The organism is Polaromonas sp. P4_F6 (assembly GCF_056401275.1).
In genome coordinates this window covers 122,402-148,135 of record NZ_JBFUJQ010000008.1, presented here as the reverse complement: position 1 = coordinate 148,135, position 25,734 = coordinate 122,402, and the positions used below count along the sequence as shown (strand labels likewise).

The 25,734-nt window shown below is 65.1% G+C and carries 25 protein-coding genes; 5 read left to right on the top strand and 20 right to left on the bottom strand.

All coding sequences use genetic code 11. The features are described from left to right. Positions 1-43 precede the first annotated feature (43 nt). The gene (locus AC1DUN_RS18485) at positions 44-871 is read right to left on the bottom strand and encodes an AraC family transcriptional regulator (protein ID WP_477715241.1); all 828 of its coding nucleotides are present in this window, start codon (positions 869-871) and stop codon (positions 44-46) included. 103 nt (positions 872-974) lie between these two features. Here AC1DUN_RS18485 and AC1DUN_RS18480 point away from each other — a divergent pair, with 103 nt between their 5' ends. Continuing rightward, the gene (locus AC1DUN_RS18480; RefSeq protein WP_477715240.1) at positions 975-2,234 is read left to right on the top strand and encodes an MFS transporter; all 1,260 of its coding nucleotides are present in this window, start codon (positions 975-977) and stop codon (positions 2,232-2,234) included. Between the two features lie 105 nt (positions 2,235-2,339). Then, the gene (locus AC1DUN_RS18475; RefSeq protein WP_477715239.1) at positions 2,340-3,116 is read left to right on the top strand and encodes a MipA/OmpV family protein; all 777 of its coding nucleotides are present in this window, start codon (positions 2,340-2,342) and stop codon (positions 3,114-3,116) included. Positions 3,117-3,136: 20 nt separating this feature from the next. Here the strand turns inward: AC1DUN_RS18475 and AC1DUN_RS18470 are convergent, their stop codons facing one another. From AC1DUN_RS18470 to AC1DUN_RS18420, 11 genes are all read right to left on the bottom strand, one after another. Next, complete coding sequence (locus tag AC1DUN_RS18470) at positions 3,137-4,015, bottom strand: sugar phosphate isomerase/epimerase family protein (protein WP_477715238.1); 879 nt, start codon at positions 4,013-4,015, stop codon at positions 3,137-3,139. Further along, complete coding sequence (locus AC1DUN_RS18465) at positions 4,012-4,926, bottom strand: NAD(P)-dependent oxidoreductase (RefSeq protein WP_477715237.1); 915 nt, start codon at positions 4,924-4,926, stop codon at positions 4,012-4,014. Before AC1DUN_RS18465 ends, AC1DUN_RS18470 begins: the two co-directional genes overlap by 4 nt. Before the next feature lie 4 nt (positions 4,927-4,930). Beyond that, positions 4,931-5,632, bottom strand: coding sequence for an SDR family NAD(P)-dependent oxidoreductase (locus AC1DUN_RS18460; RefSeq protein ID WP_477715236.1), 702 nt, complete (start codon positions 5,630-5,632; stop codon positions 4,931-4,933). Positions 5,633-5,643: 11 nt separating this feature from the next. Continuing rightward, the gene (locus AC1DUN_RS18455; RefSeq protein ID WP_477715235.1) at positions 5,644-6,609 is read right to left on the bottom strand and encodes a Bug family tripartite tricarboxylate transporter substrate binding protein; all 966 of its coding nucleotides are present in this window, start codon (positions 6,607-6,609) and stop codon (positions 5,644-5,646) included. A 59-nt stretch (positions 6,610-6,668) separates the two neighbouring features. Continuing rightward, positions 6,669-7,859, bottom strand: a complete 1,191-nt coding sequence (locus AC1DUN_RS18450; RefSeq protein WP_477715234.1) for a dihydrodipicolinate synthase family protein — start codon at positions 7,857-7,859, stop codon at positions 6,669-6,671. A 10-nt stretch (positions 7,860-7,869) separates the two neighbouring features. Continuing rightward, the gene (locus AC1DUN_RS18445; protein WP_477715233.1) at positions 7,870-9,033 is read right to left on the bottom strand and encodes a Gfo/Idh/MocA family protein; all 1,164 of its coding nucleotides are present in this window, start codon (positions 9,031-9,033) and stop codon (positions 7,870-7,872) included. 21 nt (positions 9,034-9,054) lie between these two features. After that, positions 9,055-10,485 carry an enolase C-terminal domain-like protein gene (locus AC1DUN_RS18440; RefSeq protein ID WP_477715232.1) on the bottom strand — a complete coding sequence of 477 codons (1,431 nt, stop codon included), beginning with the start codon at positions 10,483-10,485 and terminating at the stop codon, positions 9,055-9,057. A 23-nt stretch (positions 10,486-10,508) separates the two neighbouring features. After that, positions 10,509-11,288: an ABC transporter ATP-binding protein gene (locus AC1DUN_RS18435; RefSeq protein ID WP_413330143.1), complete on the bottom strand. Its 780-nt coding sequence runs from the start codon at positions 11,286-11,288 to the stop codon at positions 10,509-10,511. Positions 11,289-11,306: 18 nt separating this feature from the next. Further along, the gene (locus tag AC1DUN_RS18430; protein WP_477715231.1) at positions 11,307-12,323 is read right to left on the bottom strand and encodes an ABC transporter substrate-binding protein; all 1,017 of its coding nucleotides are present in this window, start codon (positions 12,321-12,323) and stop codon (positions 11,307-11,309) included. Between the two features lie 74 nt (positions 12,324-12,397). Then, on the bottom strand, positions 12,398-13,171 hold the full coding sequence (locus tag AC1DUN_RS18425) for an ABC transporter permease (RefSeq protein ID WP_477715230.1): 774 nt from the start codon (positions 13,169-13,171) through the stop codon (positions 12,398-12,400). A 148-nt stretch (positions 13,172-13,319) separates the two neighbouring features. Then, the gene (locus AC1DUN_RS18420) at positions 13,320-13,967 is read right to left on the bottom strand and encodes a TetR/AcrR family transcriptional regulator (RefSeq protein ID WP_477715229.1); all 648 of its coding nucleotides are present in this window, start codon (positions 13,965-13,967) and stop codon (positions 13,320-13,322) included. 173 nt (positions 13,968-14,140) lie between these two features. Here AC1DUN_RS18420 and AC1DUN_RS18415 point away from each other — a divergent pair, with 173 nt between their 5' ends. Together AC1DUN_RS18415 and AC1DUN_RS18410 are read left to right on the top strand one after the other, a co-directional pair. Further along, complete coding sequence (locus tag AC1DUN_RS18415; protein ID WP_477715228.1) at positions 14,141-14,449, top strand: hypothetical protein; 309 nt, start codon at positions 14,141-14,143, stop codon at positions 14,447-14,449. A gap of 99 nt (positions 14,450-14,548) precedes the next feature. Continuing rightward, a complete protein-coding gene (locus tag AC1DUN_RS18410) occupies positions 14,549-16,258 on the top strand; it encodes a thiamine pyrophosphate-binding protein (RefSeq protein ID WP_477715227.1) in 1,710 nt (569 codons plus the stop codon). 90 nt (positions 16,259-16,348) lie between these two features. Here AC1DUN_RS18410 and AC1DUN_RS18405 read toward each other — a convergent pair whose 3' ends face one another. From AC1DUN_RS18405 to yedA, 7 genes are all read right to left on the bottom strand, one after another. Next, positions 16,349-17,986, bottom strand: coding sequence for an ABC transporter substrate-binding protein (locus AC1DUN_RS18405; protein WP_477715226.1), 1,638 nt, complete (start codon positions 17,984-17,986; stop codon positions 16,349-16,351). Between the two features lie 135 nt (positions 17,987-18,121). Next, positions 18,122-19,141: a peptide ABC transporter ATP-binding protein gene (locus AC1DUN_RS18400; RefSeq protein WP_477715225.1), complete on the bottom strand. Its 1,020-nt coding sequence runs from the start codon at positions 19,139-19,141 to the stop codon at positions 18,122-18,124. Further along, positions 19,138-20,154: an ABC transporter ATP-binding protein gene (locus tag AC1DUN_RS18395; protein WP_477715224.1), complete on the bottom strand. Its 1,017-nt coding sequence runs from the start codon at positions 20,152-20,154 to the stop codon at positions 19,138-19,140. Before AC1DUN_RS18395 ends, AC1DUN_RS18400 begins: the two co-directional genes overlap by 4 nt. Positions 20,155-20,164: 10 nt before the next feature. Further along, positions 20,165-21,064 carry an ABC transporter permease subunit gene (locus tag AC1DUN_RS18390; protein WP_007873180.1) on the bottom strand — a complete coding sequence of 300 codons (900 nt, stop codon included), beginning with the start codon at positions 21,062-21,064 and terminating at the stop codon, positions 20,165-20,167. After that, entirely contained in the window at positions 21,061-22,071 is a 1,011-nt protein-coding gene (locus AC1DUN_RS18385) for an ABC transporter permease subunit (protein ID WP_477715223.1), read from the bottom strand. Before AC1DUN_RS18385 ends, AC1DUN_RS18390 begins: the two co-directional genes overlap by 4 nt. A gap of 424 nt (positions 22,072-22,495) precedes the next feature. After that, positions 22,496-22,954, bottom strand: coding sequence for an SWIB/MDM2 domain-containing protein (locus tag AC1DUN_RS18380; protein WP_036840065.1), 459 nt, complete (start codon positions 22,952-22,954; stop codon positions 22,496-22,498). A 108-nt stretch (positions 22,955-23,062) separates the two neighbouring features. Then, a complete protein-coding gene (gene yedA, locus AC1DUN_RS18375; protein WP_477663187.1) occupies positions 23,063-23,986 on the bottom strand; it encodes a drug/metabolite exporter YedA in 924 nt (307 codons plus the stop codon). 92 nt (positions 23,987-24,078) lie between these two features. Here yedA and AC1DUN_RS18370 point away from each other — a divergent pair, with 92 nt between their 5' ends. Then, positions 24,079-24,570, top strand: a complete 492-nt coding sequence (locus AC1DUN_RS18370) for an Lrp/AsnC family transcriptional regulator (RefSeq protein WP_007873193.1) — start codon at positions 24,079-24,081, stop codon at positions 24,568-24,570. Between the two features lie 129 nt (positions 24,571-24,699). Here the strand turns inward: AC1DUN_RS18370 and AC1DUN_RS18365 are convergent, their stop codons facing one another. Continuing rightward, positions 24,700-25,515, bottom strand: coding sequence for a sulfite exporter TauE/SafE family protein (locus AC1DUN_RS18365; RefSeq protein ID WP_007872126.1), 816 nt, complete (start codon positions 25,513-25,515; stop codon positions 24,700-24,702). Positions 25,516-25,734 lie beyond the last annotated feature (219 nt).

Genomic DNA, 25,734 nt, shown 5'->3' with positions numbered 1-25,734 from the left:
GCCGTCTTTCCGCCCGCGTCGCTACCGGTAGGCTGCACCGGTCCTACTTCTGGAAATGGCTGGGCGGCTGCCCCATCGCCGCCTTGAACATCGCGGTGAAGGCGCTGTCGCTGGCATAACCGCTGGCCGCCGCCACGGCGCTGACCGACAGCCCGCGCGTGAGCAGGGGCAGGGCGTGGGCCAGGATGGCCTGCTGGCGCCACTGCTGGTAGCTCAGGCCCAGCTCGTCGCGGAACAGCCTGGCGACGGTGCGCTCGCTGGCACCGGTGTCCGCCGCCCATTCGGCCAGGGTGGCCCGCTCGGACGGCGCGCGCAGCACCGCCTCGCACAGCGTACGCAGCCGCTTGTCGCCGGTTTGCGGGTGCGGCATGGGCACGCCCAGGGCCTGGATGTCGGCATGCGTGAGTTCGTCCAGCACCAGGCCGCTGAGCAGCTGTTCGCGCGAGGATGCCAATGGGCGTTCGGGCGAAGCGGCGTCCAGCGCACTGATCGATTCGCGCAGCAGCGGCGACACCACCAGCACGCGGCAGCCGCTCCAGCCCTTGGGCGTGGCGCTGGCATCGATGTAAAGCGTGCGGAACTCGGCGGCCTCCAGCACGGTGATGTGGTGCTGCGCGCCGGGCGCGATCCAGACCGCGCGCGAGGGCGGCACGATGTAGGTGATTTCGCCGCCCGCGCCGTCGCTCTCGGCCGTGACCTGCACGACGCCGGTGGCGCAGTAGGCCAACTGGGCCCAGGCATGGGAATGCGGCTCGAAGTGGGTGTCGGCCGGCATGGAGCGGGCGCGCACGCGCACCGGCCGCTTCGGGCTGGGCGTGAAGCTGTCGGTGTCACCCACCGGCATCAGGCGAAGAGGGGTACTACGCGGCATGCTGGATCGCGGTTTCGGTGGCTTGCATGGGTTTGTCTGAAATTCGATGAATCATGTCTATTTGTCGCATTTCAGCAGGCAAGGCCAATACTACGATAGCGCCATGAATACTTCAAGCACCGCGGCCGCGCCCGCCGGCAACGCGATTTCACTCAGGCAGGACGCCAGCGTGATCGGCCTGGTCGGCACCGCCCACCTGATCAGCCATTTCAGCCAGCTGCTGCTGGCGCCGCTGTTTCCCTGGCTCAAGGAAGCCTTTAACGTCAGCTATGCCGAGCTCGGCTTTCTGATGACCCTCTTTTTCGTCACCTCTTGCGCGGTGCAGGCCTTGTCGGGTTTTGTGGTCGACAAATTCGGCCCACGCCCCATCCTCTTCGGTGGCCTCACTTTGCTGGGCCTGGCGGCCTTCGGTTATTCCATCAGCACCAGCTACTGGATGATGGCCGGCTTTGCCGTGATCGCCGGCATAGGCAATGGCGTGTTCCACCCGGTCGACTACACGCTGCTCAACCGCAAGGTCAGCGCGCCGCGCCTGGGCCATGCCTACAGCGTGCACGGCATCACCGGCAGCCTGGGCTGGGCGCTGGCCCCGGCCATGCTGGTGCCGCTGACCTTCGCGTTTTCCTGGCGCGTGGCGCTGGCCTGCGCGGGTGTGCTGGCCTTCGCGGTGCTGGCGGTGCTGGTCGCCAATCGCGACAAGCTGACCTTGAGCGTCACGGCGCCGGCCAAGGGCGCGCCGGCGGCCGACAGTTCGCTGGGCTTTTTGAAGATTCCCGCGGTCTGGATGTGCTTTGCCTTTTTCTTCTGGTACGCGATCGTGCTCAGCGTGGTGCAGGCCTTCGCGCCCGAGGCCGCGCGCCACCTGCATGAGGTGCCGCTGCCGCTCGTCGCCATGTGCCTGACCATCTATATGGTGTGCAGCGCCGGCGGCATGGTGTTCGGCGGTTTTCTGGCGTCGGACCCGGCGCGCTGCGAGCGCATCGTAGGCGTGGGTTTTGGCGTGGCGGCCGTGTTCGCGCTGCTGCTGGCCTTGGGCAGCTACCCGGCCTGGGTGGTGCCTGTGCTGTTCGGCGTGATGGGTTTTGCCTCGGGCATCGCCGGGCCCTCGCGCGATTTGCTGGTCAAGCGCTCCACGCCCGAAAACGCCTCGGGCCGTGTCTACGGTGTGGTCTACGCGGGCCTGGACATAGGTCAGGCCGTCTCGCCGCTGGTCTTCGGCGCCATGATGGACCACGGCCAGTACCGCGGTGTGCTGCTGGGCCTGGCGCTGATGCAGGCCGTGCTGATCGCCAGCGCCTTCAATGTGCGCCGCGTGCGCCGCACGGCTCTGCCGGCCGCGGGCCGGCTGCCCACGGCCGTCTAGAAAACCGGGGCCAGGCCGTGGCCTGTGTGCGCGGCAGCAACGGTTTTTGGGGGGAGTTGCGCGCATCCATGGCTTGAAAAGGGGGCCAGGCCTATACTGATTTGCATGACCTTCAACCGGCATGCGATCACGCTTTCCACCCGCACTTTGCTGGCCGCAGGCCTGCTTTTGCCCACGTTGGCCGCCGCACAGATCGCGCCGCTGAAGTACGAATTGACCGGCGACCTGGGCGGCGCCGTCTACGGCACGCAAAGCGTGATCCGCAGCAAGGGCAGTGAAACCCGTTTGCTGCCCTACGGCTTTTTTGACTACGGCCGCCTCGCCGTGCGTGTGGACACCCTGAGCCTGAAAACCGTGAAATTCGGCTACGGCTACCTGGAGTTCGCGGGCCGCGTCAGCCAAGACGGCTGGCGCGCCGACACCGCCGCGCTGTCGGGCCTCAAAGACCGCAAGACCCCGATTCCGCTGGGCATAGGCACATTTCAGGAAACGCCTTATGGCGCCTTGTTCCTGAACGCCTTTGTCGATGCCAACAAGTCACACGGCAGCCTGCTGGAGGCCACGTACGCGGCGGAGTTCAAGGTGGGAAGCTGGTCCTTCTTCCCGCAGCTGGGGCTGGAGTACAGCAACGCCAAATACAACAACTACCTTTATGGCGTCAGCGCGGCGGAGTCCGCCGCCAGCGGGTTCTCGGTCTACAACGCCGGCGCCTCGACCTCCCCGGTGCTGGGGCTGGGCGTGGACGTTCCGCTGGGCGAACCCTGGACGCTGACCATGCAGGTGCGCCGCAAATGGCTGGATTCCTCGGTGCGCAACAGCCCGTTGCTGAGCCGCCGCACGCAGGATACCGGCTTTATCGCGGTGTCCTACCGCTTCAGGTAAGCGGTCCCTCAAGAGCCCTTCTAAACCGCCGACTTGTGCCGGGCAATGCAGGTATCCAGCACCTCGCCGCTGTCCCGCTGCCACCAGTTGCCTGCCGAAAAAATCTCCACCTCGCTATAGCCCGCGAAGCCCTGGGCTTCCACCCAGCCGCGGATTTTCGGGATGTCGATCACGCCGTCGCCCATCATGCCGCGGTCGTTGAGCAAATCGGTGGTCGGCGTCAGCCAGTCACAGACGTGAAAGGCCAATAGCCGTTCCTTGCCGGCGCGCTGGATCTGGGCTTGGAGCTTGGGATCCCACCAGACATGGTAGACGTCCACCGCCACGCCGAGCGCGCCGCTTCTGGCGGGGTCCAGCGCATCGCAGACGTCCAGCGCATGTTCCAGGGTGTTGATGCAGGCGCGGTCGGCCGCATACATGGGGTGCAGCGGTTCTATCGCCAGCGGCATGTTGCAGGCCCTGGCGTATTCCAGCAGGGCGGCGATGCCGTCAAACACCTGGCTGCGCGACAGCGCGATGTCCTTGTGCGCCGCCTTGCCGGCCAGCGCGCCGGGCAGGCCGCCCACCACCAGCACCAGGCAGGCGGCGTTCAGCTCGCAGGCTTCGTCGACGGCGCGGCGGTTGTCCTCATGCGCGGCTTTGAGGCCGGCCGCATCCGCCGCGGGAAACATGCCGCCGCGGCAGTAACCCGAGAGCTGCAGCCCATGGGTTTTGACCAGCTTTGAAATAAGCGGCAGGCCCGCGGCCGCCACCTGGTCGCGCCAGGGCGAGATGGCGCGTATGCCGCGCGCCGCGCAGGCTTCGAGGATGTCCGCCAGCGGCTGCTCGACGCCGCGGTGCTTGCGCACGGTCGCGGTGTTGATGGAGAGCCAGCGATGGTCTTGGGAAAAGTTTCTCATGGCGAAGTTTGATTCGGGTCGGTGGGAGGCGGCGCGGTTTTGCGCCGGCGCAGTTCGCGGACGATGGCCGCGTTGTCGAGTTCGCCGTCACCGGCGGCGACGGCCGCGCGCAGCAGGGCCGCATGCGTTTCGGACAGCGGCAGTTGCTGCCCGGCGGCCGCGGCGCTGTCAATCATCAAGGCAAGGTCCTTGAGGTGCTGGCGTATGCGCGACTGCGGCGCGAAGTCGCCATCCACCATCATCCGGCCCTTGGCCTGGGCCGCGCCGGACGTCGCCGGGCTGGCCAGCACCAGTGCCAGGAATTGTTCGGGCGCGATACCCAGGCTTTCGGCAAAGACCATCCCTTCGGCCAGCGCCGCGCGGTTCAGGCCCAGCACCAGGTTGGTGGCCAGCTTGGCCCTGGCCCCCATGCCGGCGCCGCCCACGTGGAAACGCTGGCCGGCCATGGCGGCCAGCACGGCTTCGCATTGCCGCAGTGCCTGGGTTTCACCGCCCAGCAGCAGCGTGGCCTCACCCGCGGCAATCTGCTGGCTGGAGCCCGAGAGCGGCGCTTCGATAAAGGCAATGCCGCGCGCGGCCAAGCGAGCGGCCAGCGCCTCAAGTTCATGCGGTGTGCCGGTGGAGCAATCGATGATGCAGCGAACGCCTGGAGCCGACAGCAGGCCACCAGGCCCCTCGACCACGCTGAGCACATCGGCGGTATCGAACACGGCCAGCACCACGCAGGAGGCCGCGCCGGCGACTTCGGCCAGAGATGCGGCGGCAAGCCCTCCCTGGCCCGCCAAAGCGGCACGGGCTTCTTCACGCAGGTCAAAGCCCGTGACCTTAAACCCGGCGGCGGCCAGGCGCCGCGCCAGTGCCGAGCCGACCAGGCCCAGGCCGACAACGCCTATGGAGTTTTCCTTTGCCATGGATTCACGCCGCGAGCGACGCGCCTCCGCAGATCTGGATGTCCTGGCCGGTGATGGCCGCGGCATCGGGCGAGAGCAGAAAAGAGACCAGCGCGGCGATCTCCGCCGGCCGTATCAGCCGGCCAAGCGGCGGCAGCTTGGGCGGGGTGTTGGCGCGCGCCGGGTCGGTGAGCATGGCGGTTTCGGTGGCAGCCGGCGACACGACATTGACGGTCACGCCCGCAGCCGCGGTTTCGGCAGCCCAGCTGCGCGCCAGGGCAACGAGCGCCGCCTTGGTCGCCGCATACTGGCTGCGGCCGGCCATGCCGCGCGCCACGCGGCTGCCGATTAGCACCACGCGGCCGGCGCCGGCCTGCGCCATGGCGGGGACCACCCGGTTGGCGATGCGCGTGACGGCATCGACATGGAGCTGCCACATCAGCTGCGAATCTTCGCTGGACAGCTCACCGAGCCGGCCCACACGCAGCACGCCGGCGGCATGGACCAGGGCCTGCACGGTGCCCGCCGAGCGCAGGGCGCGTTCCGTGGCCTCAGCCTGGCACAGGTTGACCTCGGTGGATGAAAACGCTGGGTGCACGATGCGCGCGGGCGCGACGTCCAGGCCAATCACGTCCCAGCCCCGGTCCAGCAGGGCCTGGGCGATGGCCAGGCCTATGCCCGAGCTGCTGCCCGTTACGAGTGCGCGTTTCACGTCTTCAGCGGCCATGGCGGGAAACCTTATTCGACACGGATGTTGCCGTCCGTGATGATTTTCTGCGAACGCGCCATGTCGGTGTTCTGGAATTTCGCGAAGTCCTCCGGCGTACCCGGCGTCAGCACCAGGCCTTGCTGCATGAGTTTTTCGCGCATCTCGCCGGCCAGCGCCTTGCTGGTTTCGGCGTTGAGCTTGTGCGTGATCTCGGCCGGCAGCTTGGCCGGCGCCCACAGGCCGTACCAGCTGTAAAACTCAAAGCCCGGAATCGTCTCGGCCACCGTCGGCACATCGGGCAGGCTGGGCGCGCGCTTGTCGCCGGTGACCGCGACGACGCGCAACATGCCGCTCTTGTGGTACTGCAGCGAGCCCAGGATGGGGTCGATGAAACCGTCGATCTGGCCGCCTATCAAGTCCTGGAAGGCGGGCGCCGTGCCCTTGTAAGGCACCACGGTGTATTCGATGCCGCCGGCGCGCTTGAGCAGCTCGGTTGAAAGATGGCCCGCCGAACCTATGGAGCCGACCGCGAAAGTCATTTTTCCGGGGTTGGCCTTGGCGTAGGCGATCAGCGATTTCACGTCGGTGACCGGCAGGTTTTTGTTGATGGCCACCGACAGCGGGGCCTTGGCAACCAGCGCGATGGGCGTGAAGTCCTTGACCACGCCATAGGGCACCGACTTCATGGTCATGGGCGCGGTCGTGAAGGTGGAGGCGTTGAAGAGCAGGGTGTAGCCGTCGGCGGGCGCCTGTGCCACGACGCCGGCGCCTATGGTGCCGTTGCCGCCCGCGCGGTTTTCCACCACAAAAGGCTGGCCCAGCTGTTCGCCCAGCTTTTGCGCGAGCTGCCGGCCCACCGCGTCCAGTGTGCCGCCGGGCGGGAAAGGGATGATGACCTTGACGGGGCGGCTGGGATAGGCCTGCGCCGCGGCGCCAAAGGCTGCGGCCGCGAGGCCGGCGGCCAGGCAGGCTTTGAGGATGGTGCGTGTCTTCATGCTTGTCTCCAGGTGATTTATTTATGAGTGATCCGGCAGGAATCGGGCAACGGGGGGCATCACTCCACCCCGTGCAGCGCAAGCAGGGTTTTCATGCGCCGCACTGCCAGCTCGGGCTGCTCCAGCAGGTTGGCCGCATCGGCCAGGCGGAACAGTTCCGCAAAGTGCTGCAGCGAACGCGTGCTTTGCTGCCCGCCCACCATCGTGAAATGCTTCTGGTGGCCGTTGAGCCAGGCCATGAAGACCACGCCGGTTTTGTAAAAACGCGTGGGCGCGGCAAAGATGTGGCGCGACAGCGGCACGGTGGGGCCGAGGATGGCGTGGAATTTCTCCACATGGCCTTGTGCCAGCTCACCGAGCGCCGCGCTCGCGGCCGGCGCGATGGCATCGAAGATGCCCAGCAAGGCATCGCTCTGGCCGTGCGTCGCTTCCTTGCCGAAACCGTCGCCGGCAATCAGCTCGGCGTAGTTGAAGTCGTCACCGGTGTACATGCGCACGCCGGCCGGTAGCCTGCGGCGCATGGCGATTTCCTTGTCCTTGTCGAGCAGCGAGATCTTGATGCCGTCGACCTTGGCGGCATGGGCATTGATGATGCCGAGCGCGGTGTCCATGGCTTTTTCCACATCGCCGCTGCCCCAATAGCCGGCCAGCGCCGGGTCGAACATGTCGCCCAGCCAGTGCAGCACCACGGGTTGCCTGGCCTGGCTCAGGATGCGGTCGTAGACACGTTCGTAGTCGGCCGGGCTTTTGGCCACGCGGGCCAGTGCGCGGCTGGCCATGAGGATCAGTTTGCCGCCCAGTTTCTCAATCGCGGCCATCTGCTCTTCGTAGCCGGCGATGACCTCATCGACGGTCTTGACGTTTTCCAGCACCAGGTGGTCGGTGCCGCAACCGGTAGCGACGAACGCGCCCGGAATGTCTTTGGCAGCGTCCAGCGAGCGGCGTATCAGTTCCAGCGAGGTCGGCCAGTCCAGGCCCATGCCGCGCTGCGCCGTGTCCATGGCTTCGGCCACGCCCAGGCCCAGCGACCACAGGTGGCGGCGGTAGGCGATGGTGGCGTCCCAGTCGATGGCGCAGGCCAGCCACGGGTCCACCGCCGCCAGCGGGTCGGCCACCACATGCGCGGCGGAATAGGCGATGCGGTTGAACGTCAGCCCCGCGGCGGGTTTGACGGGCGTGCTGCCGCGCAGCGTGTAGGGCTTGAGGCCGCCGCTATCGCCGGCATGGGGCAAGGTCAGTGTCAGTGCCATGGTGTGCCCCTCAGACCTTCAGCGGCGGCACGTCTATCCAGCGCCGCTCTTTCCAGCTTTGCAGGGCCGCCTCGACCAGCTGCACGCCCTTGGCGCCTTCGGGCAGCGTCCACTTGTAGGGTTCGTTCTCGACCACATGGCGTATGAAGTGTTCCCACTGGATCTTGAAGCCGTTGTCGTAGGTCTGCGAGTCCGGCACTTCCTGCCATTGGTCGAAGAAATTCATCATCTGCTTCTCGTCGGGGTTCCACACCGGGCGCGGCGTGGTCACGCGCGACTGGGCGCGGCAGCTTGAGAGGCCCGCCACGGCCGAGCCGTGCGTGCCGTCCACATGGAAGGTGACCAGGTCGTCGCGGCGCACGCGGGTGGCCCAGGACATATTCATCTGGGCGATGACCGGCTCACCGTTGTGGCCTGTGAGTTCGGCCGTGGCATAGGCCGCGTCGTCGGCGGTGGCCTTGTAGGGTTTGCCGGCTTCGTCCCAGCGCTCGGGAATGTGGGTGGCGCCTATGCAGGAAACGGACTTGACCTCGCCGAACAGGTTGTCCAGCACATAGCGCCAGTGGCACATCATGTCCAGGATCATGCCGCCGCCGTCTTCGCTGCGGTAGTTCCAGCTCGGGCGTTGTATGGGTTGCAGGTCGCCTTCGAACACCCAGTAGCCGAACTCGAGCCGCACCGACAGCATGCGGCCGAAAAAGCCCGCGCGGCGCAGCATGTCGAGCTTGCGCAGGCCGGGCAGGAAGAGCTTGTCCTGCACGGCGCCGTGTTTGAGGCCGGACTTTTCGGCCAGGCGGGCAATCTCGACGGCCTCGTTGAGGTTGGTGGCGATCGGCTTTTCGCAGTACACGTGCTTGCCGGCGCGTATGGCTTTGGCCAGCAGGGTGGGGCGCATCTGCGTGGTGCCGGCATCGAAGAAGATCGTGTCGTCCTTGTTTTTCAGGGCTTCGTCGAGATCGGTTCCCCAGCGCGAGAGGCCATGGGCCTTGGCCAGGGCCTCGATCTTTTCGGCGTTGCGGCCTATCAGGATGGGGTCGGGCATGACCTTGTCGCCATTGGAGAGCGTCACGCCGCCCTGTTTGCGTATCGCGACGATGGAGCGGATCAGGTGCTGGTTCATGCCCATGCGACCCGTCACGCCGTGCATGATGATGCCAAGCCGTTGTGTGCTCATAAGTACTCCTTGTTGCCTTGTTCAATAAGAGGAACGCATCGCGTCCCAGGAAATATGGCCGCCGGCCTGGCCGGTGCCGAAACCGGGGCTGTCGAGCGAGCCCAGCGCGATCTGCCCGCCCTTGATGCGCAGGCGCACCGCGTCGAAGCTGTATTCGTACAGCGTGTCGTGCGCCAGCAGCAGGTTTTGCTGTTCATCTTTGGGCGCCGCCATCAGGCCGTTGACGTAGTGGTGGCCGTTGCGCTCCACATGCTCCAGGCCCAGCCAGCCGACCAGCGCCAGGTCCTGCTGCACCCCCAGGCCGGCCTGCATGGTGAGGTCTTCCCCCGAGAGAAAATGGTGCGCGCCGGGCGTCTCGGCGTTCCACAGCGCGCAGCGCGCGGCGTTGATGACGGATTTGTAGAAACCTTTGCAGCTTTTGCTGGACACGCCGCTGTAGCCCAGCCGCCTGGCCTGGACAAAGGCGTCCAGCGTGGCGTCGGATTCATCGACCAGCAGGGGAATCTGCCTGGCCAGCGCGGAGACGTCCTGCGCCAGCGCCTGGTCGCGGCGCAGCGGCTGCTCCACAAATGCGGTGCGGGCCAGCAGCGGCGCGAGCTGGGGCTCCGAGCTGAGCCGCCCGAAAAAATCGGCAAAAGCGCCGGCGCTCGCGTATTGCTCGTTGCCGTCCAGCGTGATGACGCGCGCCGCGCCTTGCAGCACATGGCTGATGGCCGCCAGGCGCGCCATGTCGGCTTCGGTGTCGCCGCTGAGCTTGATCTTGAAATGGCGGTGGCCGTAGCGCTCGATGGCAGCCTCCAGCGAGGTGGGCAGGCCGTCCATGGGTTGCTGCGCCGGCTCGTCGGCATGGCTGATCGCGTCGGCCAGGCCCACGGTGTGCCGCGCGGCGATCTGTTTGCGCGGCATCTGCAGCGACATAAAGCGCGCCATGTCGAAGTCGCGCAGGTCGGCCGCCAGGCCGCTGCCGCGCAGCGCCACACCGGCCGCATTGGCGCTCATGCCGGCGGCAAAGCTGCAATCGAGTTTGAGCAGCAGCGCGTCCAGGATCGCGCGGTCCAGCAGGGCCGGGCCGTAGCCGGCGGCCAGCGGATTGAGGCCGGCGGCCGCGCCGCTGTCGAGCAGCGCCTGGTAGTGTTGCGCGAAATGCTGCCACGCGGTCCTGGCGGAATTGTCGGCGCAATAGGCCGCGCGGGCCGCCAGCAGGGCGTCGCGCAGTTGCTGGAAGTTGTCCTCGTTTGAGAGCGCCGGGTTTTTGTCGAACCACTTCGGGATCATCATCTCGGCCGCGCATCCCTGCGAAGTCGACCCGTCGGCAAAACGGATGCGGGCCTGCACAAAGACCTGGGGGCAGGCGTTCACGGTGGCCGCGCCGAAGCGAAATGGCAGGCGCAGCACCACGTCGCGCTCGGAAAAGCGGATTTCCTCGATCCGGAAACGAAGAGCCTGGTCCATGAGATTGACGCCCGGTGGCCTGTTCAGTGGTCCAGCGTGCCCTGCGAATAAAAATGCGCGCGCACTTTTTTGGTGTAGACCGCGAACTCGGGCGAGCCCATCATGTCCAGCGTGCGCGGGCGCGGCAGGTCTATGTCGTAGGTCGCGGCGATGGAGCCCGGCCGTTCACTCATCACGATGACGCGGTCGGACAGGAACACGGCCTCGGGAATGCTGTGGGTGATCAGCAGCACCGTTTTGCGCGAAGCCGACCAGATGCGCTGCAGCTCCAGGTTCATTTTTTCGCGCGTCATCGCGTCCAGCGCGCCGAAGGGCTCGTCCATCAGCAGCACCGAGGGATCGTGCAGCAGCGCCCGGCAGATCGAGGCGCGCTGCTGCATGCCGCCCGACAGCTGCCAGGGGTATTTGTTTTCAAAGCCCTTGAGGCCGGCCATCTCTATCAGTTGCTGCGCCTTGGCCAGGGCCTGCTCCTTGGGCATGTGGCGCATCTCGGCCTGCAGCAGGATGTTTTTGAGCACCGTGCGCCAGGCCAGCAGCACGGCGCTCTGAAACACGATGCCCACATCTTTCTGCGGCCCGTTGATGGGCTTGCCCGCCAGCGTCAGCGTGCCGCCCGAGATCGGCAGCAGGCCGGCCACCATCTTCAGCAGCGTGCTTTTTCCGCAACCCGAAGGCCCGACGACGGAGATGAATTCGCCCTCGCGGATCGAAAAATCCAGCGGCTTGAGCGACTCGACGGGGCCGTCCTTGGTCTGGTAGGTCTTGGAGACACCACGGGCTTCTATTAAATGGTCGTTGGGCATGAATGCGATGCGCCTTCTTCAGTTCGCCGGGAGAAAGTCAAGGCTGACGTAGTCTTCGGGCTTGCCTCGCGTCGAAGCGTCCATGCCGCCGTACTGCACCAGCAAGTCCAGCGAATCGCTGACGTTTTTCATGGTCACGCGGAAGGGGCGCTGGTTGGCGGTTTCCTTGGTGTGGTAGAGCGCCACGCTTTGTTTCATGCCCACGATCAGCGTGTCGCGCACGCCGGCCTTGGGGTTGGCTTTGAGCATCGCGTCGACGGCGGCCTCGGGGCTTTTCTCGGCGGCTTCGGCGGCTCGGGTGGAGGCACGCATAAAGCGTTTGACCAGGTCGGGGTTCTCGCTCAGCAGGTTTTTGTTGGTGATGATGCCGGAGCTGATCTGGTTGATGCCCGAGTCGGCGAAGCGGATCGGGTGGACCTGCTTGCCGGTGGCGTCCTGCAGTTTGATGGCCTGGTCCATCACGTAGCCGAGCAGCAGATCGGCCTGGCCGTTCATCACGGCATTGAGTTTTGTCTGGCCGTCGCCCGAGACGATCTTGACCTGGTCGGCCTGGATGTTGTTGGCCTTGAGGAACAGCGGCCACATCTGCGACATCGAGTCGCCCGGCGTGGTGGCCACCGTCTTGCCGATGATGTCTTTGGGTGTCTTGATGTTTTTATCCGCAAATCCCATGACCGACATGGGACTCACCTGGAACAGCACGCCGGTGGACTTGAGCGGCGCGCCCTTGGCGGCGGCCTTGATCATGGTGGTGACGTCGATGTAGCCGAAGGTCGCCGACTTGGCGGCCACGGCCTGGGCAGTGACGGCCGAGCCGCGGCCTTCCTGGATGTCCAGGTCTATGCCCTCCTCGGCGTAAAAGCCGCGTTCCTTGCCGAGGAAAAAGGGCGCGTGCTCGCTGTAGAGGTACCAGTTGAGCATCAGCGTGACTTTTTCGGGTGCCTTGGTCTGCGCGCGGGCGGGCGCGGCCAGGGTCAAGGCCAGCGCCAGCGCGCCCGCCGTGGCTGTCAGCAGGGAGGGAAAACGTTTTTTCATGGTGTGTCTCCTGGGGTTGCCGTGTTGGAACGTGGATAGGGGAACGTGAAACGGGCGAAAAGAACGCGAAGAACTCAGAACACCTGGCGCTGCGAGGCGTGCCAGGGAATCATCAGCCGCTCGACCAGGTCTATGGCCGCGAACAGCAGCACGCCTATGGACGACAGCACCACCAGCGCGGCGAACATCAGCGGCAGGTCGAAATTGCCGTTGGCTACTTGCAGCACATAACCGATGCCGGAGTTCGAGCCGACGAACTCGCCGACCACGGCGCCCACCACGGCCAGCGTGATGGAAACCTTCAGGCCGCTGAAGATGGCGGGCAGGGCCTGCGGCAGGCTGATCTTGAAGAAGGTCTGCAGTCGGCTGGCACCCATGGAGCGCGCCAGGTCCAGCATGTCGGGCTCGACCGACTTGAAGCCCATGACGGTGGACACCACGACGGGGAAGAAGCCCAGCAGAAAGGCCGAGATGATCTTGGGAAAGATGCCGAAGCCGAACCACACGACAAACAGCGGCGCGATCGCGACCTTGGGAATGCTTTGCGAGAACACCAGCAGGGGGTAGACGTAGGACTCGACGATGCGGGAGTAGGCGATCACCATGGCCAGCGGAATGCCGATCAGGATGGTGAGCGCGAAACCGCCCAGCGTGGCCTGCGTGGTTTTCCAGCTTTCGCGCAGCAGGCGGCTCCATTCGGACACTAGTTGCCCCACGACTTCCTCGGGACGGGGAATCAGGTAGGCCGGGATCTTGAAGACACGTATGGCGATATCCCACAGCACCAGCAGCAGGATGATCAGCAGGAAAGGCCTGAGCGCCGGTAACAGCAGCAACTTGCGCAGCATCGGATAAGTCTCCTGGTTGCCATGCGGCAGGGCGCCGCAGGCCGGCACGTCCGTATGTAACTATATGGTGAATTGTTGGGGCTGGACCGGGATGCTGTCAATCGCCCCTAGGGAAACCTCGGGGGTGGGCTGGCGGGGCCGCCGGCGCTCAGTGCATCACGTAGCCGAGCACCATGTCCGTCATATGCGACAGGCGCTGGGCCATGGCTTTGGGGGCGCGCAGATCGCGCCCGAAGATGGTCGAGAGCGTCTGGTTGTTGGAGAGGTAGAAGTAGCAGATCGAGGCGATGGAGATATACAGCTGGATCGGGTCTATGCCGGCGCGGAACAGCTCCTGGCGGCGCCCGCGTTCGAGCACCGTGTCCAGCATCTGCACCAGCGGCGAGTTCATTTCCTGGATGCGCGAAGACTTCTTCAAATGCGCCGCATTGTGCTGGTTTTCACTGTTGAGGAGCGAGATGAACTCGGGGTGCTCGAGGTAGTAGTGCCAGGTGAAAGAGACCAGTTCGCGTATCGCCTCAACCGGGTCCATTTCATCGAGGTGCAGTTTTTGCTCGGCCGCGCGTATGTCGGCGTAGGTATTCTCCAGCACCGCGAGGAAGAGGTCGTCCTTGCTCTTGAAGTAGTAGTAGATCAGGCGCTTGTTGATGTCGGCGCGCTCGGCGATGCGGTCGACCCGGGCGCCGGCCAGGCCGTAGAGCGCGAACTCGTCGCGCGCGGCCAGCAGTATGGTTTGTTGTGAGCGGTCCGCGTCGCGTGAGCGGGGTTCCTGCGCGGAAGAAGAAGTGGCTGCCATGTTGCAAATTTAACTGTTTGGTGAATTAATGCAAGCCTGTTAACCCTGAATGGGAAAGCGGCGGGACGCTGGATTGTGTGTGCACTACCGCTACACGCGCCGTCGCCGCATAATGAACGAAGCAGGCTTTGGCCATTCGCGCCCAGGCCGCACTGCAAGCCAAGGAGGCCGCCATGAGCAATTCAGACACCCCCAAAAACGGTGACTTCGCGCACTGGGTTGAAGAAAAATCCGAAGCGCTGAAATTCAAGCTTGGCGAAACGTTCCCCGTACCACCCACGATTCTCGTTTCACCCACGGTGCACGCGGAAACCGGCCGGCAAAAACTTGAGGAAGTGCTGCTGGAGCACGAAGAACCGACTCAGGAATTCCTCGACGAACTCGCCGCGCTTGAAGCGGCCCCGCCACTCAGCGACGAAGAGCTCGCCCGCCAGGCCCTGGCTGCCGGCGGCAGTGACGGCGACGCGGCAACACCGGAATAAGCGCAGCGTCGCGCGCGAGGCTGGGCTCTCTTCATTCCAGCAGGGGCCGCAGCGGCCCCCTAGGAGGAGCGTGGGTGTCGTATCCAGCACAATAGGCACATGACTGCACAACTTGCCGGCCACCTCCTTGTCGACTGCCTTCTGGCCCAGGGCGTCACCCACGCATTCGGCGTGCCCGGCGAAAGCTACCTGGCCGTGCTCGACGGCCTGCATGCGCGCCGGGACAAGATCCAGTTTGTCACCTGCCGGCAGGAGGGCGGCGCGGCTTTTATGGCCGAGGCCCACGGCAAGCTGACCGGCCGGCCCGGCGTGTGCATGGTCACGCGCGGCCCGGGCGCCACCAATGCCTCCATAGGTGTGCATACGGCCTTCCAGGACTCCACGCCCATGGTGCTGCTGGTGGGCGACGTGGCCAGCGACTGCCGCGACCGCGAGGCCTTCCAGGAGGTGGACTACTTCAACTTCTTCGGCCCCAGCACCAAGGGCTTTGCGAAACGCGTCGAGCGCATCGACGAAGCCGACCGCATTCCCGAGTACGTGGCGCGCGCTTTCGCCACCGCGATGAACGGCCGCCCCGGCCCGGTGGTGCTGGTGCTGCCAGAAGACATGCTGACCCGCATGACGGCCGCGCAGCCGCTGCCTCGCGTGGAGGCGGTGCAGGCCTGGAGCGACCCGGGCTCGCTGCGCACGCTGCGCGAGATGCTGCTCAAATCCGAGCGCCCGCTGATCATCGCGGGCGGCGGCGGCTGGACGCCGCAGTCGGCGCAGGCGCTGCAGCGCTTCGCCGAAAACTGGAAGCTGCCGGTGGGCAATGCCTTCCGCTTCCAGGACACCTTTGACAACCACCACCCGCTGTACGCCGGCGACGTGGGCATAGGCCTCAATCCCAAGCTGGCCGCGCGCGTCAAAGCCAGCGACCTGATCATCGCCATAGGCCCGCGCCTGGGTGAGATGACGACCGGTGGCTATACGCTGCTGCAGGCGCCGCGCCCCGCGCAGAAACTGGTGCACATCCACGCCAGCGCCGAGGAGCTCAACCGCGTCTACCAGGCCGACCTGGCCATCAACGCCACCATGAATGCCGCGGCGCGCTCGCTGGAGGTGCTGACGGCGCCGGTGAGCGTGGCCTGGGAGGCCTGGGCGGCGTCGGCGAACGAGGACTACCTGGAGAACCTGAAACCCACGCCCTCGGCCAACCTGCCGGGTGACATCGACATGCCGGCCATCGTCGGCCTGCTGCAAAAATATCTGCCGCTTGACGCGGTGCTGACCAACGGCGCGGGCAACTTCGCGAGCTGGGTGCACCGCTTTTTCAAACACCACGGCCTGGTCAAAGGCCACAAGACGCAGCTGGCGCCCACGGTGGGCGCCATGGGCTACGGCGTGCCGGCCGGCATCGCGGCGGCCATCACGACGGGCCGGGTGGCTTTCACGATTGCGGGCGACGGCGATTTTCTGATGAACGGCCAGGAGCTGGCCACGGCCGTGCAGCACGGCGCCAAAAGCATCATCGTGCTGCTCAACAACGGCATGTACGGCACCATACGCATGCACCAGGAAAGGGAGTACCCGCGGCACGAAAGCGGTTCGCGCCTGAACAACCCGGACTTCGCCGGCCTGGCGCGCGCCTACGGTTATGCCGGCGTGCGCATCACGCGCACCGCCGAGTTCGAGGCCGAGCTGCTGGCGGCGCTGGAACGCAAGGAGGGCACGGTGATCGAGGTGACGCTGGACCCGGAAGTCATCACCACGCGCGGCACGCTGTCGTCCATCACACAAAGCGCGCTGGCCAGGGCATCGCAGCAGTAGCCCTGCCTGTGGGCATAAAAAAAGGCCGGGGTGACCCGGCCTTTTTTGTGGGCGGCGGCTTCAGGATGAAGCCGCCTTGTGCACCCAGGATTACTCCTTGATGTCCACAGCGTAGAAGTTGTGGCGGCCGAAGGGGCTGTTCTTGTAGCCGATCACGCTCTTGCGCACGGGCTTGAGCTGCACCGCGTGGGCGATGGTGAACCAGGGAGCCTGTTCCTTGAAGATGACCTGGGCCTGCTGGTAGAGCTTGTTGCGCTCCGCGGGGTTGGTCACGGTCTTGGCTTTCAGGACCAGGTCTTCATAAGGCTGGTAGCAGAACTTGGCGATGTTGGAGCCGCTGGCGGACTGGGCCGAAGCGCAGCCGAGCAGGGTGTACATGAAGTTGTCAGGATCGCCGTTGTCGCCGGTCCAGCCCAGCATGCCCATCTGGTGTTCGCCGGCCTGCAGGCGCTTGCGGTACTCGCCCCATTCGAAGCTCTTGATCTCGGCGGTCACGCCGACCTTGACCAGGTCAGCCTGCATCAACTCGGCGATGCGCTTGGCATTCGGGTTGTAGGGGCGCTGCACGGGCATGGCCCACAGGTCGGTGGTGAAGCCGTTGGGGTAGCCGGCCTGGGCCAGCAATTTCTTGGCGGCTTCGGGGTTGTACTCGTCGTCCTTGATGGCGTTGTTGTACGCGGCCATGGTCGGCGGGATCGGGTTCTTGGCGGCAACGCCGGTGCTCAGGTACACGCCTTCGACAATGGCTTTCTTGTTGATCGCCATGTTGATGGCCTTGCGCACGCGCACGTCGTCAAAAGGCTTCTTGGTCGTGTTGTAGGCCATGTAGCCCACGTTCAGGCCAGCCTGCTCGACGATGGTCACGTTCGGGTCCTTGCGGATCGCGTCCAGGTCGGCGGGGTTGGGGTAGGGCATGACGTGGCATTCACCCTTTTGCAGCTTGGCCCAGCGCACCGATGCGTCAGGCGTGATCGAGTACACAAGGTCGTCGATCTTGGCCTTGCCGCCCCAGTACTGCGGGAAGGCCTTGTAGCGGATGATCGCGTCTTTCTGGTACTGCACCAGGTAGAAGGGGCCGGTGCCGACCGGGTCCTGGTCGATTTTTTCCGGCGTGCCGGCCTTGAGCATGGCGTCGGCGTATTCCTTGGACTGCACGGCCGCGTAAGGCATGGCCAGGTTGGCCAGGAAGGGCGCTTCAGGCTTGTCCAGCGTGATCTTGACGGTCATGTCGTTGACCTTTTCCACCGACTTCAGCAGCTTGGGCATGCCCATGTCGCTGAAGTAGGAGTGGTTGGGGCTGGTGACCTTGAAGAAGGCGTTGTCTTCTTTCCACTGGCGTTCGAACATGAACAGCACGTCGTCGGCGTTGAAGTCGCGCGTCGGCTTGAAGGCCTTGTTGGAGGCGTGCCATTTCACGCCCTTGCGCAGGTGGAAGGTGTAGGTCAGGCCGTCGGCGGAAATGTCCCATTTTTCGGCCAGGCCGGGGATGACCTTGGTGCCGCCGTATTCGAATTCGACGAGGCGGTTGTAGACGGGTTCGTTGGCATCGAACGAGGTACCCGTGGTGTTGACACCGGGGTAGAAGTTCTCGGGGCTGCCTTCAGAGCAGAACACCAGCGTCTTTGCGGAGACGGGTGAAAGTGCCAGCAGCGCTGGCAGGGCGACGGCGCACAGCAATGCGCGCTTGACCGGGCGTAGCCGGCTTGCACTTGGTTTGGTCTGAATCATTTGACGATCCCTTTGGAGGTTAATGCTGCTTCGCAGCGGGGCTTGCGGCCAGATTGCGCAACATTTGTGACGTTGAGCGTTCTGGTCATTAAAAAACGTGGCCTGGAAACCATGCAGGGTGTGCACGGTTTTGGGTCACGCAGTGAGAAAGTTTTCAGCATAGTGGCACGCAACCTGCCGGTCCGCCACTTCGCGCAGCTGCGGCCTTTCGGCGCGGCAGCGGTCGGTGACATGCGGGCAGCGGGTCGAAAAGACGCAGCCGGTGGGCGGGTTCAGCGGCGAGGGCAGCTCGCCCTTGAGCACGATGCGCTGCCTGACGCCGGTGCTGCCGGCGAGACCCGGCGTGGAGGCCAGCAAGGCCTGGGTGTAGGGGTGCAGGGGCCGGTTGAACAAGGCGTTTTTCTCGCCTTGCTCGACGGCGTGGCCCAGGTACATCACCAGCACGTCGTGGGCGATGTGGCGCACCACGCCCAGGTCGTGCGAGATGAACAGGTAGGCCAGGCCCATGGACTGCTGCAGGTCGGCCAGCAGGTTGAGCACCTGGGCCTGGATGGAAACGTCCAGCGCCGAGACCGGCTCGTCGGCCACCACCACGGTGGGATTGAGCATCAGCGCGCGCGCAATCGCGATGCGCTGGCGCTGGCCGCCCGAAAACATGTGGGGGTAGCGGTCGTAGTGCTCGGGGCGCAGGCCCACCATGGCCAGCATGGCGCGGGCCTTGGCGGCGCGTTCCTCGGCATTGAGGTTGGTGTTGATCTCCAGCGGCGCTTCCAGGATGGCGCCGATTTTCTTGCGCGGGTTCAGCGAGCCGTAGGGGTTCTGGAACACCAGCTGCACGGCCTTGCGCAGGCCCTTGCGTTCTTCCTGGGCGCCGTTCACCGCATCAATGCCGGTGATGGTCAATTCGCCACCGGTCGGGGTTTCGATCAGCGAGACCATGCGCGCCAGGGTCGACTTGCCGCAGCCCGATTCGCCGACGACGGCCAGCGTCTTGCCGGCATGGACCGAGAAGGACACGCCGCCCACGGCCTGCAGGTGGTCGGACTTGCGCATGAAACCGCGGCGGATTTCATAGACCTGCCTGAGGTTTTTGGCCTCGACGACGGGGCCGGTTGGCAGGTTAGCCGGAGTAGTAGTGGTGGCGGCGGTGCTCATTGCGCGGCCTCCACCAGCGGGGTGTCGTGTTCGATGTTGGCCTGCCGGCTGGGGTCGCCCAGCGGGTAGTGGCAGCGCACCATGCCGTCCTTCCAGGCGCGCAGCAGCGGGCGCTCGTTGCGCGAATGCTCGGTGGCGTAGGCGCAGCGCGGGGCGAACAGGCAGCCCTTGGGCCGGTCGTAGAGGCCGGGCACCATGCCGGGAATGGTCGCCAGGCGCGCACTGCCGTCGCTGCGCTCGGGCAGGGCCGACAGCAGGGCTTCGGTATAGGGGTGCTGGGGCGTGTTGAAGAGGGCGTGCGCGGCCTGCTCTTCCATGATCTGGCCGGCATACATGACCGCGATGCGCTGCGCCATTTCGGACACCACGCCCATGTTGTGGGTGATCAGCACCAGGGCCATGCCGCGCTCCTTTTGCAGGCTGCGCAGCAGGTCCAGGATCTGCGCCTGGATGGTCACGTCGAGCGCCGTGGTCGGCTCGTCGGCGATCAGCAGGCGCGGGTTGCAGGCGATCGCCATGGCGATCATCACGCGCTGGTTCATGCCGCCCGAGAGCTGGTGCGGGTAGGCCTTGAGCCGGCTTTCGGGCGAATTGATGCCGACCTGCTCGAGCAGCTCTATGGCCTTGCGCGTGGCGGCTTTTTTGTCCATGCCGAGGTGCAGGCGCAGGGTCTCGGTGATCTGGAAGCCGACGGTGAAGCAGGGGTTCAGGCTGGTCGTCGGTTCCTGGAAGATCATGGCCACGTCCTTGCCGATGAGCTTGTTGCGTTCGCCTTGCGACAGCTTGAGGAGGTCGTGGCCGGCAAAGCGCAGCTTGTCGGCCTTGACGCGGCCGGGGTAGGCCACCAGGCCCATCAAGGCCATCATGGTGACGCTTTTGCCGGAGCCGGATTCGCCGACGATGCCCAGGACTTCGCCTTCCTCGAGGGACAGGCTGATGCCGTCGACGGCGTGCATGACGCCGTTTTGCGAGGGGAACTCGACGGAGAGGTTTTCTATTTCTAACAATGCCATACGAAATCTTTCAGCGCTTCAGCTTGGGGTCGAACGCGTCGCGCAGTCCGTCGCCCAGCAAATTGAAGGCCAGCACAGTGATCAAAATTGCGAGGCCGGGGAAGGTGACCACCCACCAGGCGCGCAGCACGAATTCGCGGGCATCGGCCAGCATGGTGCCCCATTCGGGGGAGGGCGGCTGCGCGCCCAGGCCCAGGAAGCCCAGGGCGGCCGCGTCCAGGATGGCGGTGGACACGCCCAGCGAGGCCTGCACGATCAGCGGTGCCGTGCAGTTGGGCAGGATTTCGCTGAACATCAGGCGGATGCGGCTGGCGCCGCTCATGCGCGCGGCGGTCACGTAGTCGCGCGAGGTCTCGGCGATCACCGCGGCACGCGTGATGCGCACGTAATGCGGCAGCACCACGATGGCCACGGCCAGCATGGCGTTCATCAGGCCGGGGCCGAGGATGGCCACGATCACGATGGCCAGCAGCAGGCTGGGCAGGGTCAGGATGATGTCCATCAGGCGCATCACCGCGATCTCGAAGATACCGCGGAAAAAGCCCGCCAGCAGGCCCAGCACCGTGCCGACGATGACCGACAGCGCCACCACGGCCAGGCCTATGACCAGCGAGAGCCGGGCGCCGTACATCAGGCGGGACAGGATGTCGCGGCCTATGGCGTCGGTGCCCAGGGGGTAGGTCCAGGAGCCGCCCGCCTGCCAGGCCGGCGGCTTGAGGAACACCGAGTTGTCGGTGATGTTGGGCGCGTGCGGCGCCAGCAGCGGCGCGAACAGCGCGACCAGCAGCACGCCGACAACGATGGCCAGGCCGATCACGGCGCCGTTGTTGGCGCTGAAGTAGTTCCAGAATTCGCGCAGCGGGTGTGGCGGCGCGGGCGCGGTAGCGGGTTTCAAGGTGGCCGTGCTCATCGCTGGTGCCTGATGCGTGGGTTAATGATGCCGTAGGTGATGTCCACCAGCAGGTTGACGGCCATGACGATGGCGCCCAGCAGCAGGATGCCGCCCTGCAGCACGGGGTAGTCGCGGCGGCTGATGGCCTCGATCAGCCACTTGCCGACGCCCGGCCAGGAAAAAATGGTTTCGGTCAGGATGGCGCCGGTGAACAGCACGCCGACCTGCAGGCCGATCACGGTGATCACCGGGATCAGCGCGTTACGCAGCGCGTGCAGGGCCACCACACGCAGGTTGGAAAGCCCCTTGGCGCGCGCGGTGCGGATGTAGTCCTCGCCCAGCACCTCCAGCATGGCCGAGCGCGTCATGCGCGCGATCACCGCCAGCGGGTTGGTGCCCAGCACGATCATGGGCAGTATCAGGTGCGAGGCCGCCGACCAGAACGCGCCCTTGTCGTCCGAGAGCAGCGAGTCGATCAGCAGAAAGCCCGTGGTGGGCTCGATGAAGTACTGCACCGACAGCCGGCCCGAGACCGGCGTCCAGCCCAGTTGCACCGAGAACAGCAGGATCAGCAACAGGCCCCACCAGAAAATCGGCATGGAGTAGCCCGTGAGGGACACCCCCATGACGCCGTGGTCGAGTATGGAGTTTCGCTTGACCGCCGCCAGGATGCCGGCCGGTATGCCGATCAGCAGCGCGAACAGGATGGCGCACAGGGCCAGCTCGATGGTGGCCGGAAACAGCGTGAGGAACTCGCGCAGCACGGGCTCCTGCGTGATCAGCGACTTGCCGAGGTCGCCCTTGAGGACGCGGCCGATGTAAATGCCGTACTGCACCATAACGGGCTGGTCCAGGCCGTATTCCTTGAGCAGCTGGGCATGGCGCACCGGATCGATGCCGCGTTCGCCCGCCATGGTTTCAATCGGGTCTCCCGGCACCATGCGGATCAGGAAAAAAGCCAGCAGCGTCATCCCCAGGAAGGTGGGAATGATCAGGCTCAGACGGGTAAAGATGAAGCGCAGCATTATCGCGAGATGGAAAAACGCGGGATGCTAAAGCAGCGGTCAGCGCGTGCAGGGAGATTTGCGTCGCGAAGGCGACAGGTGGGGCGCGCGGAAATATCCGCCGCCCCGGTCTTCAAATGCAATGGCATCAACATGGGGAATCTTGTCTTGTCTAGTCAGGCCCGGGGCAGTGCCGCGGGGAATTTTTTATCTTAGCAACATTAGCTTCATTTTTCGGTATTGCCGCCGCCGGCGGGCTACCGAGTAACCCTATGGCATCAGCCTGCCTACAGTGGCGCTTGCGGCGCTAATGAAACATGCCTGGAAGGTAAAAAGAGTAATGCAGGATGCGTGCCAGAGAGCGTGTGCCGCGTCTCGATGCAGGAAGAAGCGGGCACAAAAAAAGGCCGGTGAAACCGGCCTTTTCGAAATCGGCAAAAGCCGATTACTTGACGTGCTTGCCGATCAGGCCAGCCATCTCGAACATCGACACTTGCGCCTTGCCGAAAACGGCGCGCAGTTTTTCGTCGGCGTTGATCATGCGCTTGTTGATCTTGTCCTGCAGGCCCTTGGATTTGATGTAAACCCACAGCTTGCTGACAATCTCGGTGCGTGGCAGAGGCTTGTCGCCCACCACGGCTGCCAGTGCGGGGCTCAAGGTCAGCGCTTTCATGAACGCTGCATTGGGCGTGCGCTTTTTGGCGGGCGCTTTTTTCGCTGCTGGCTTTTTGGCCGCAACCTTCTTGGCGGGAGCTGCTTTCTTCGCGGCTACCTTTTTCGCGGGCGCTGCCTTTTTCGCAGGAGCCTTCTTCGCTGGAGCTGCTTTCTTCGCAGCTACTTTCTTTGCCGGAGCAGCCTTTTTAGCAGGCGCTTTTTTAGCCGGAGCTTTTTTTGCAGTTGCCATGATTGATTTTCCTTCTAGAAGTTGATAAATCACCACCCGGATAACTACTTCCTTGTGGCAATGCGGATGCTACTGGAGAAAAACGCAGTTTCCTAGTGAAAAACCACTTTATTTGCGCCTGGATGTTGCAGATTTACCTCTGAAAATCAGGAAAACGCCCATGAGAATCACGCCGCAGGCGGCCCATTCGCCCCCTGTGACCCGCTCTCCGGCGAAAAAAGCACCCAGGAAAATCGCGATCAAGGGGTTCACAAAGGCGTAGCTGGTGGCCACCGCGGGCGAGGCATTGGCCAGCAAATACAGGTAGGCGCTGAAGGCGATCAGCGAGCCGAACACCACGAGATAGAGCCAGGCGAGCAGCGCCTCGGGCTGCGCTGGCCAGTTCGCGGCGGCCTCGCGATGCTCACCCAGTGCAAGAGAAATCAGCATCAACACCGCGCCGCCGCACAACATTTCGCTGGCAAAACCGGCGGGGCCGCTGGCCAGCGGCAAGCGCGTGGCGGACAGCACCGAGCCCAGCGACCACAGCAGCGTGGCCCCCGCGATGCAGGCGAGCCCCACCGGCGCCGCGCCGAAACTCGCGCCCCGCACCAGCATCAACACGCCCGCCAGGCCCACCGCCATGCCGATGAACTCCAGCCGGCTGGGCCGCTGGCCCAGCAGCAGGCCCCAGGCCGACACCAGCATGGGCACGATGGCGATGAAGGTGGCGATCAGGCCGGAGCCGATGTGGACCTCGGCCGAGGCCGTCAGCCCCATGCCGCCGCCCAGCATCAGCGTGCCGATGACGGCCGCGTGGACCCATTCGCGCCGGCTGGGCAGCTTGTGGCCGCGCGCCAGCACCCAGGCCATCAGCAGCACGCCGGCCGCCAGGAAGCGTGTGCCCATCTGGAAAAACGGCGGAAAGCTGAGCAGCGCGAAGCGTATCGCCAGGTAAGTCGAGCCCCAGACGAGGTAGCAGGCGAGCAGGGCGGGGATCAACAGCGCCGGCGCCTTGCCGGCGGCGGGGGAGGAGAGGGTGGTGGAAGTCATGCCGGGATGTTAGGTTGCCGTGCGCGCCCAAGCCATGCAAAATTAACGGCAAAACCGCAAGCAGCCTTTGAATTTAAAGCTTGAAACCCACTATGACCGAAACCACCGAATGGGACCACTACGACAGCCGCATCCTCGGCGAGCTGCAGCGCGATGCGCGCATCACCATGGCCGAGCTGGGCCGCCGCGTGCACCTGAGCCAGCCGGCGGTGACCGAGCGCGTGCGCAAGCTCGAGCTCGGCGGCGTGATCAAGGGCTACCGGGCCGAGGTCGACCTGGCGCGCCTGGGCTACGGCATACGCGCCATCGCCCGCGTGGGGCGGGTCGAATACGCCCGCGTCGTCAAGCTGATCGAGCAGACGCCCGAGGTCATCAATGCCTACAACGTCACCGGCGAGGACAGCTGGGTGCTCGAAATTGCGGTGATCGACGTGGCCCACCTGGACGCGGTGGTGACCAAGTTCTGCATCCTCACGGAGACCTCAACGTCCATCGTGCTCAACGCGCCACGTGAAAACGCCGTCGTGCTGCCGGCGCGGCGTGAAGACATCAAGCCCGTGATCAAGAAGGTTACGGGGAAATAGGCCCATCGGCCAAGCCGCCACCCATACCAGCCAGGGCCGCGGAACCGGCTTTGCCGGGCCGCAGGCGCAGCGCCCCCTCGGGGGGCAGCGCATTACACGGAGCCGAAGGCGAAGTGAAAAGCGTGGGGGCTAACCCCTTATGCCTTTGTAGAGCATGTAAGCCGCGAGCACATAAAGGATGCTCGCAAACACCCGCTTGAGCTTGCCCACGGGCAGGTTGTGCGCGGCCTTGGCGCCCAGCGGCGCCGTGAGGAAGCTGCACACGGCGATCACCAGCAGCGCCGGCAGCCAGATGTAGCCGAAGGAGTTGGCCGGCAGGTCCTGCACGCTCTGGCCGCTGATCACATAACCCAGCACATTGGCCACGGCGATCGGAAAGCCCAGCGCCGCCGAGGTGGCCACCGCGCTGTGGATGGCCACGTTGCACCAGGTCATGAAGGGCACGCTGATAAAGCCGCCGCCCGCGCCGACCAGGCCCGACAGAAAGCCGATAAAGCCGCCGGCCGCGAACTGGCCCGCCGTGCCCGGCATCTGCCGCGTCGGTTTGGGTTTTTTGTCCAGGAACATCTGCGTGGCCGAGAAGCTCACGAACAGGCCGAAGAAGATCGCCAGGTAGGAGCCCTTGAGCAGCGCGAACACGCCCAGGCTGCCGATGATGCTGCCGATCACGATGCCGGGCGCCAGCCGCTTGACGATGTCCCAGCGCACCGCGCCGCGCTTGTGGTGCGCGCGCACGCTGGAGATCGAGGTGAAGATGATGGTGGCCATGGAGGTGGCAATCGCCATCTTGACGGCCAGGTCCGGCGCCACGCCGCGGTTCGACATGATGATGGTGATGAAGGGCACCATCAGCATGCCCCCGCCTATGCCCAGCAGGCCGGCGAGAAACCCGGTGCCCACGCCCAGCAAGGCCAGTTCAACAATCAGGAGGGGTTCAAGCATCATGGGACGTCAGGCATGTGGCCGCGGGCCTGCCGCGCTTCGCGGGAAGCGCTGCGGCACACGGTGGGGTTGGAGGGGGGGACGGAGGGCGCAAGGCGATGGCGGGAATAAGGTGTCTGCGAGTGCCACTGGACCGTCATCCTGAACCGGGGTTCAGGTGGGCGAGGGCAGTCGGGTTTCGGGTTCGTCTGACGCGAGACGATCACACCTGCCGGACAATTT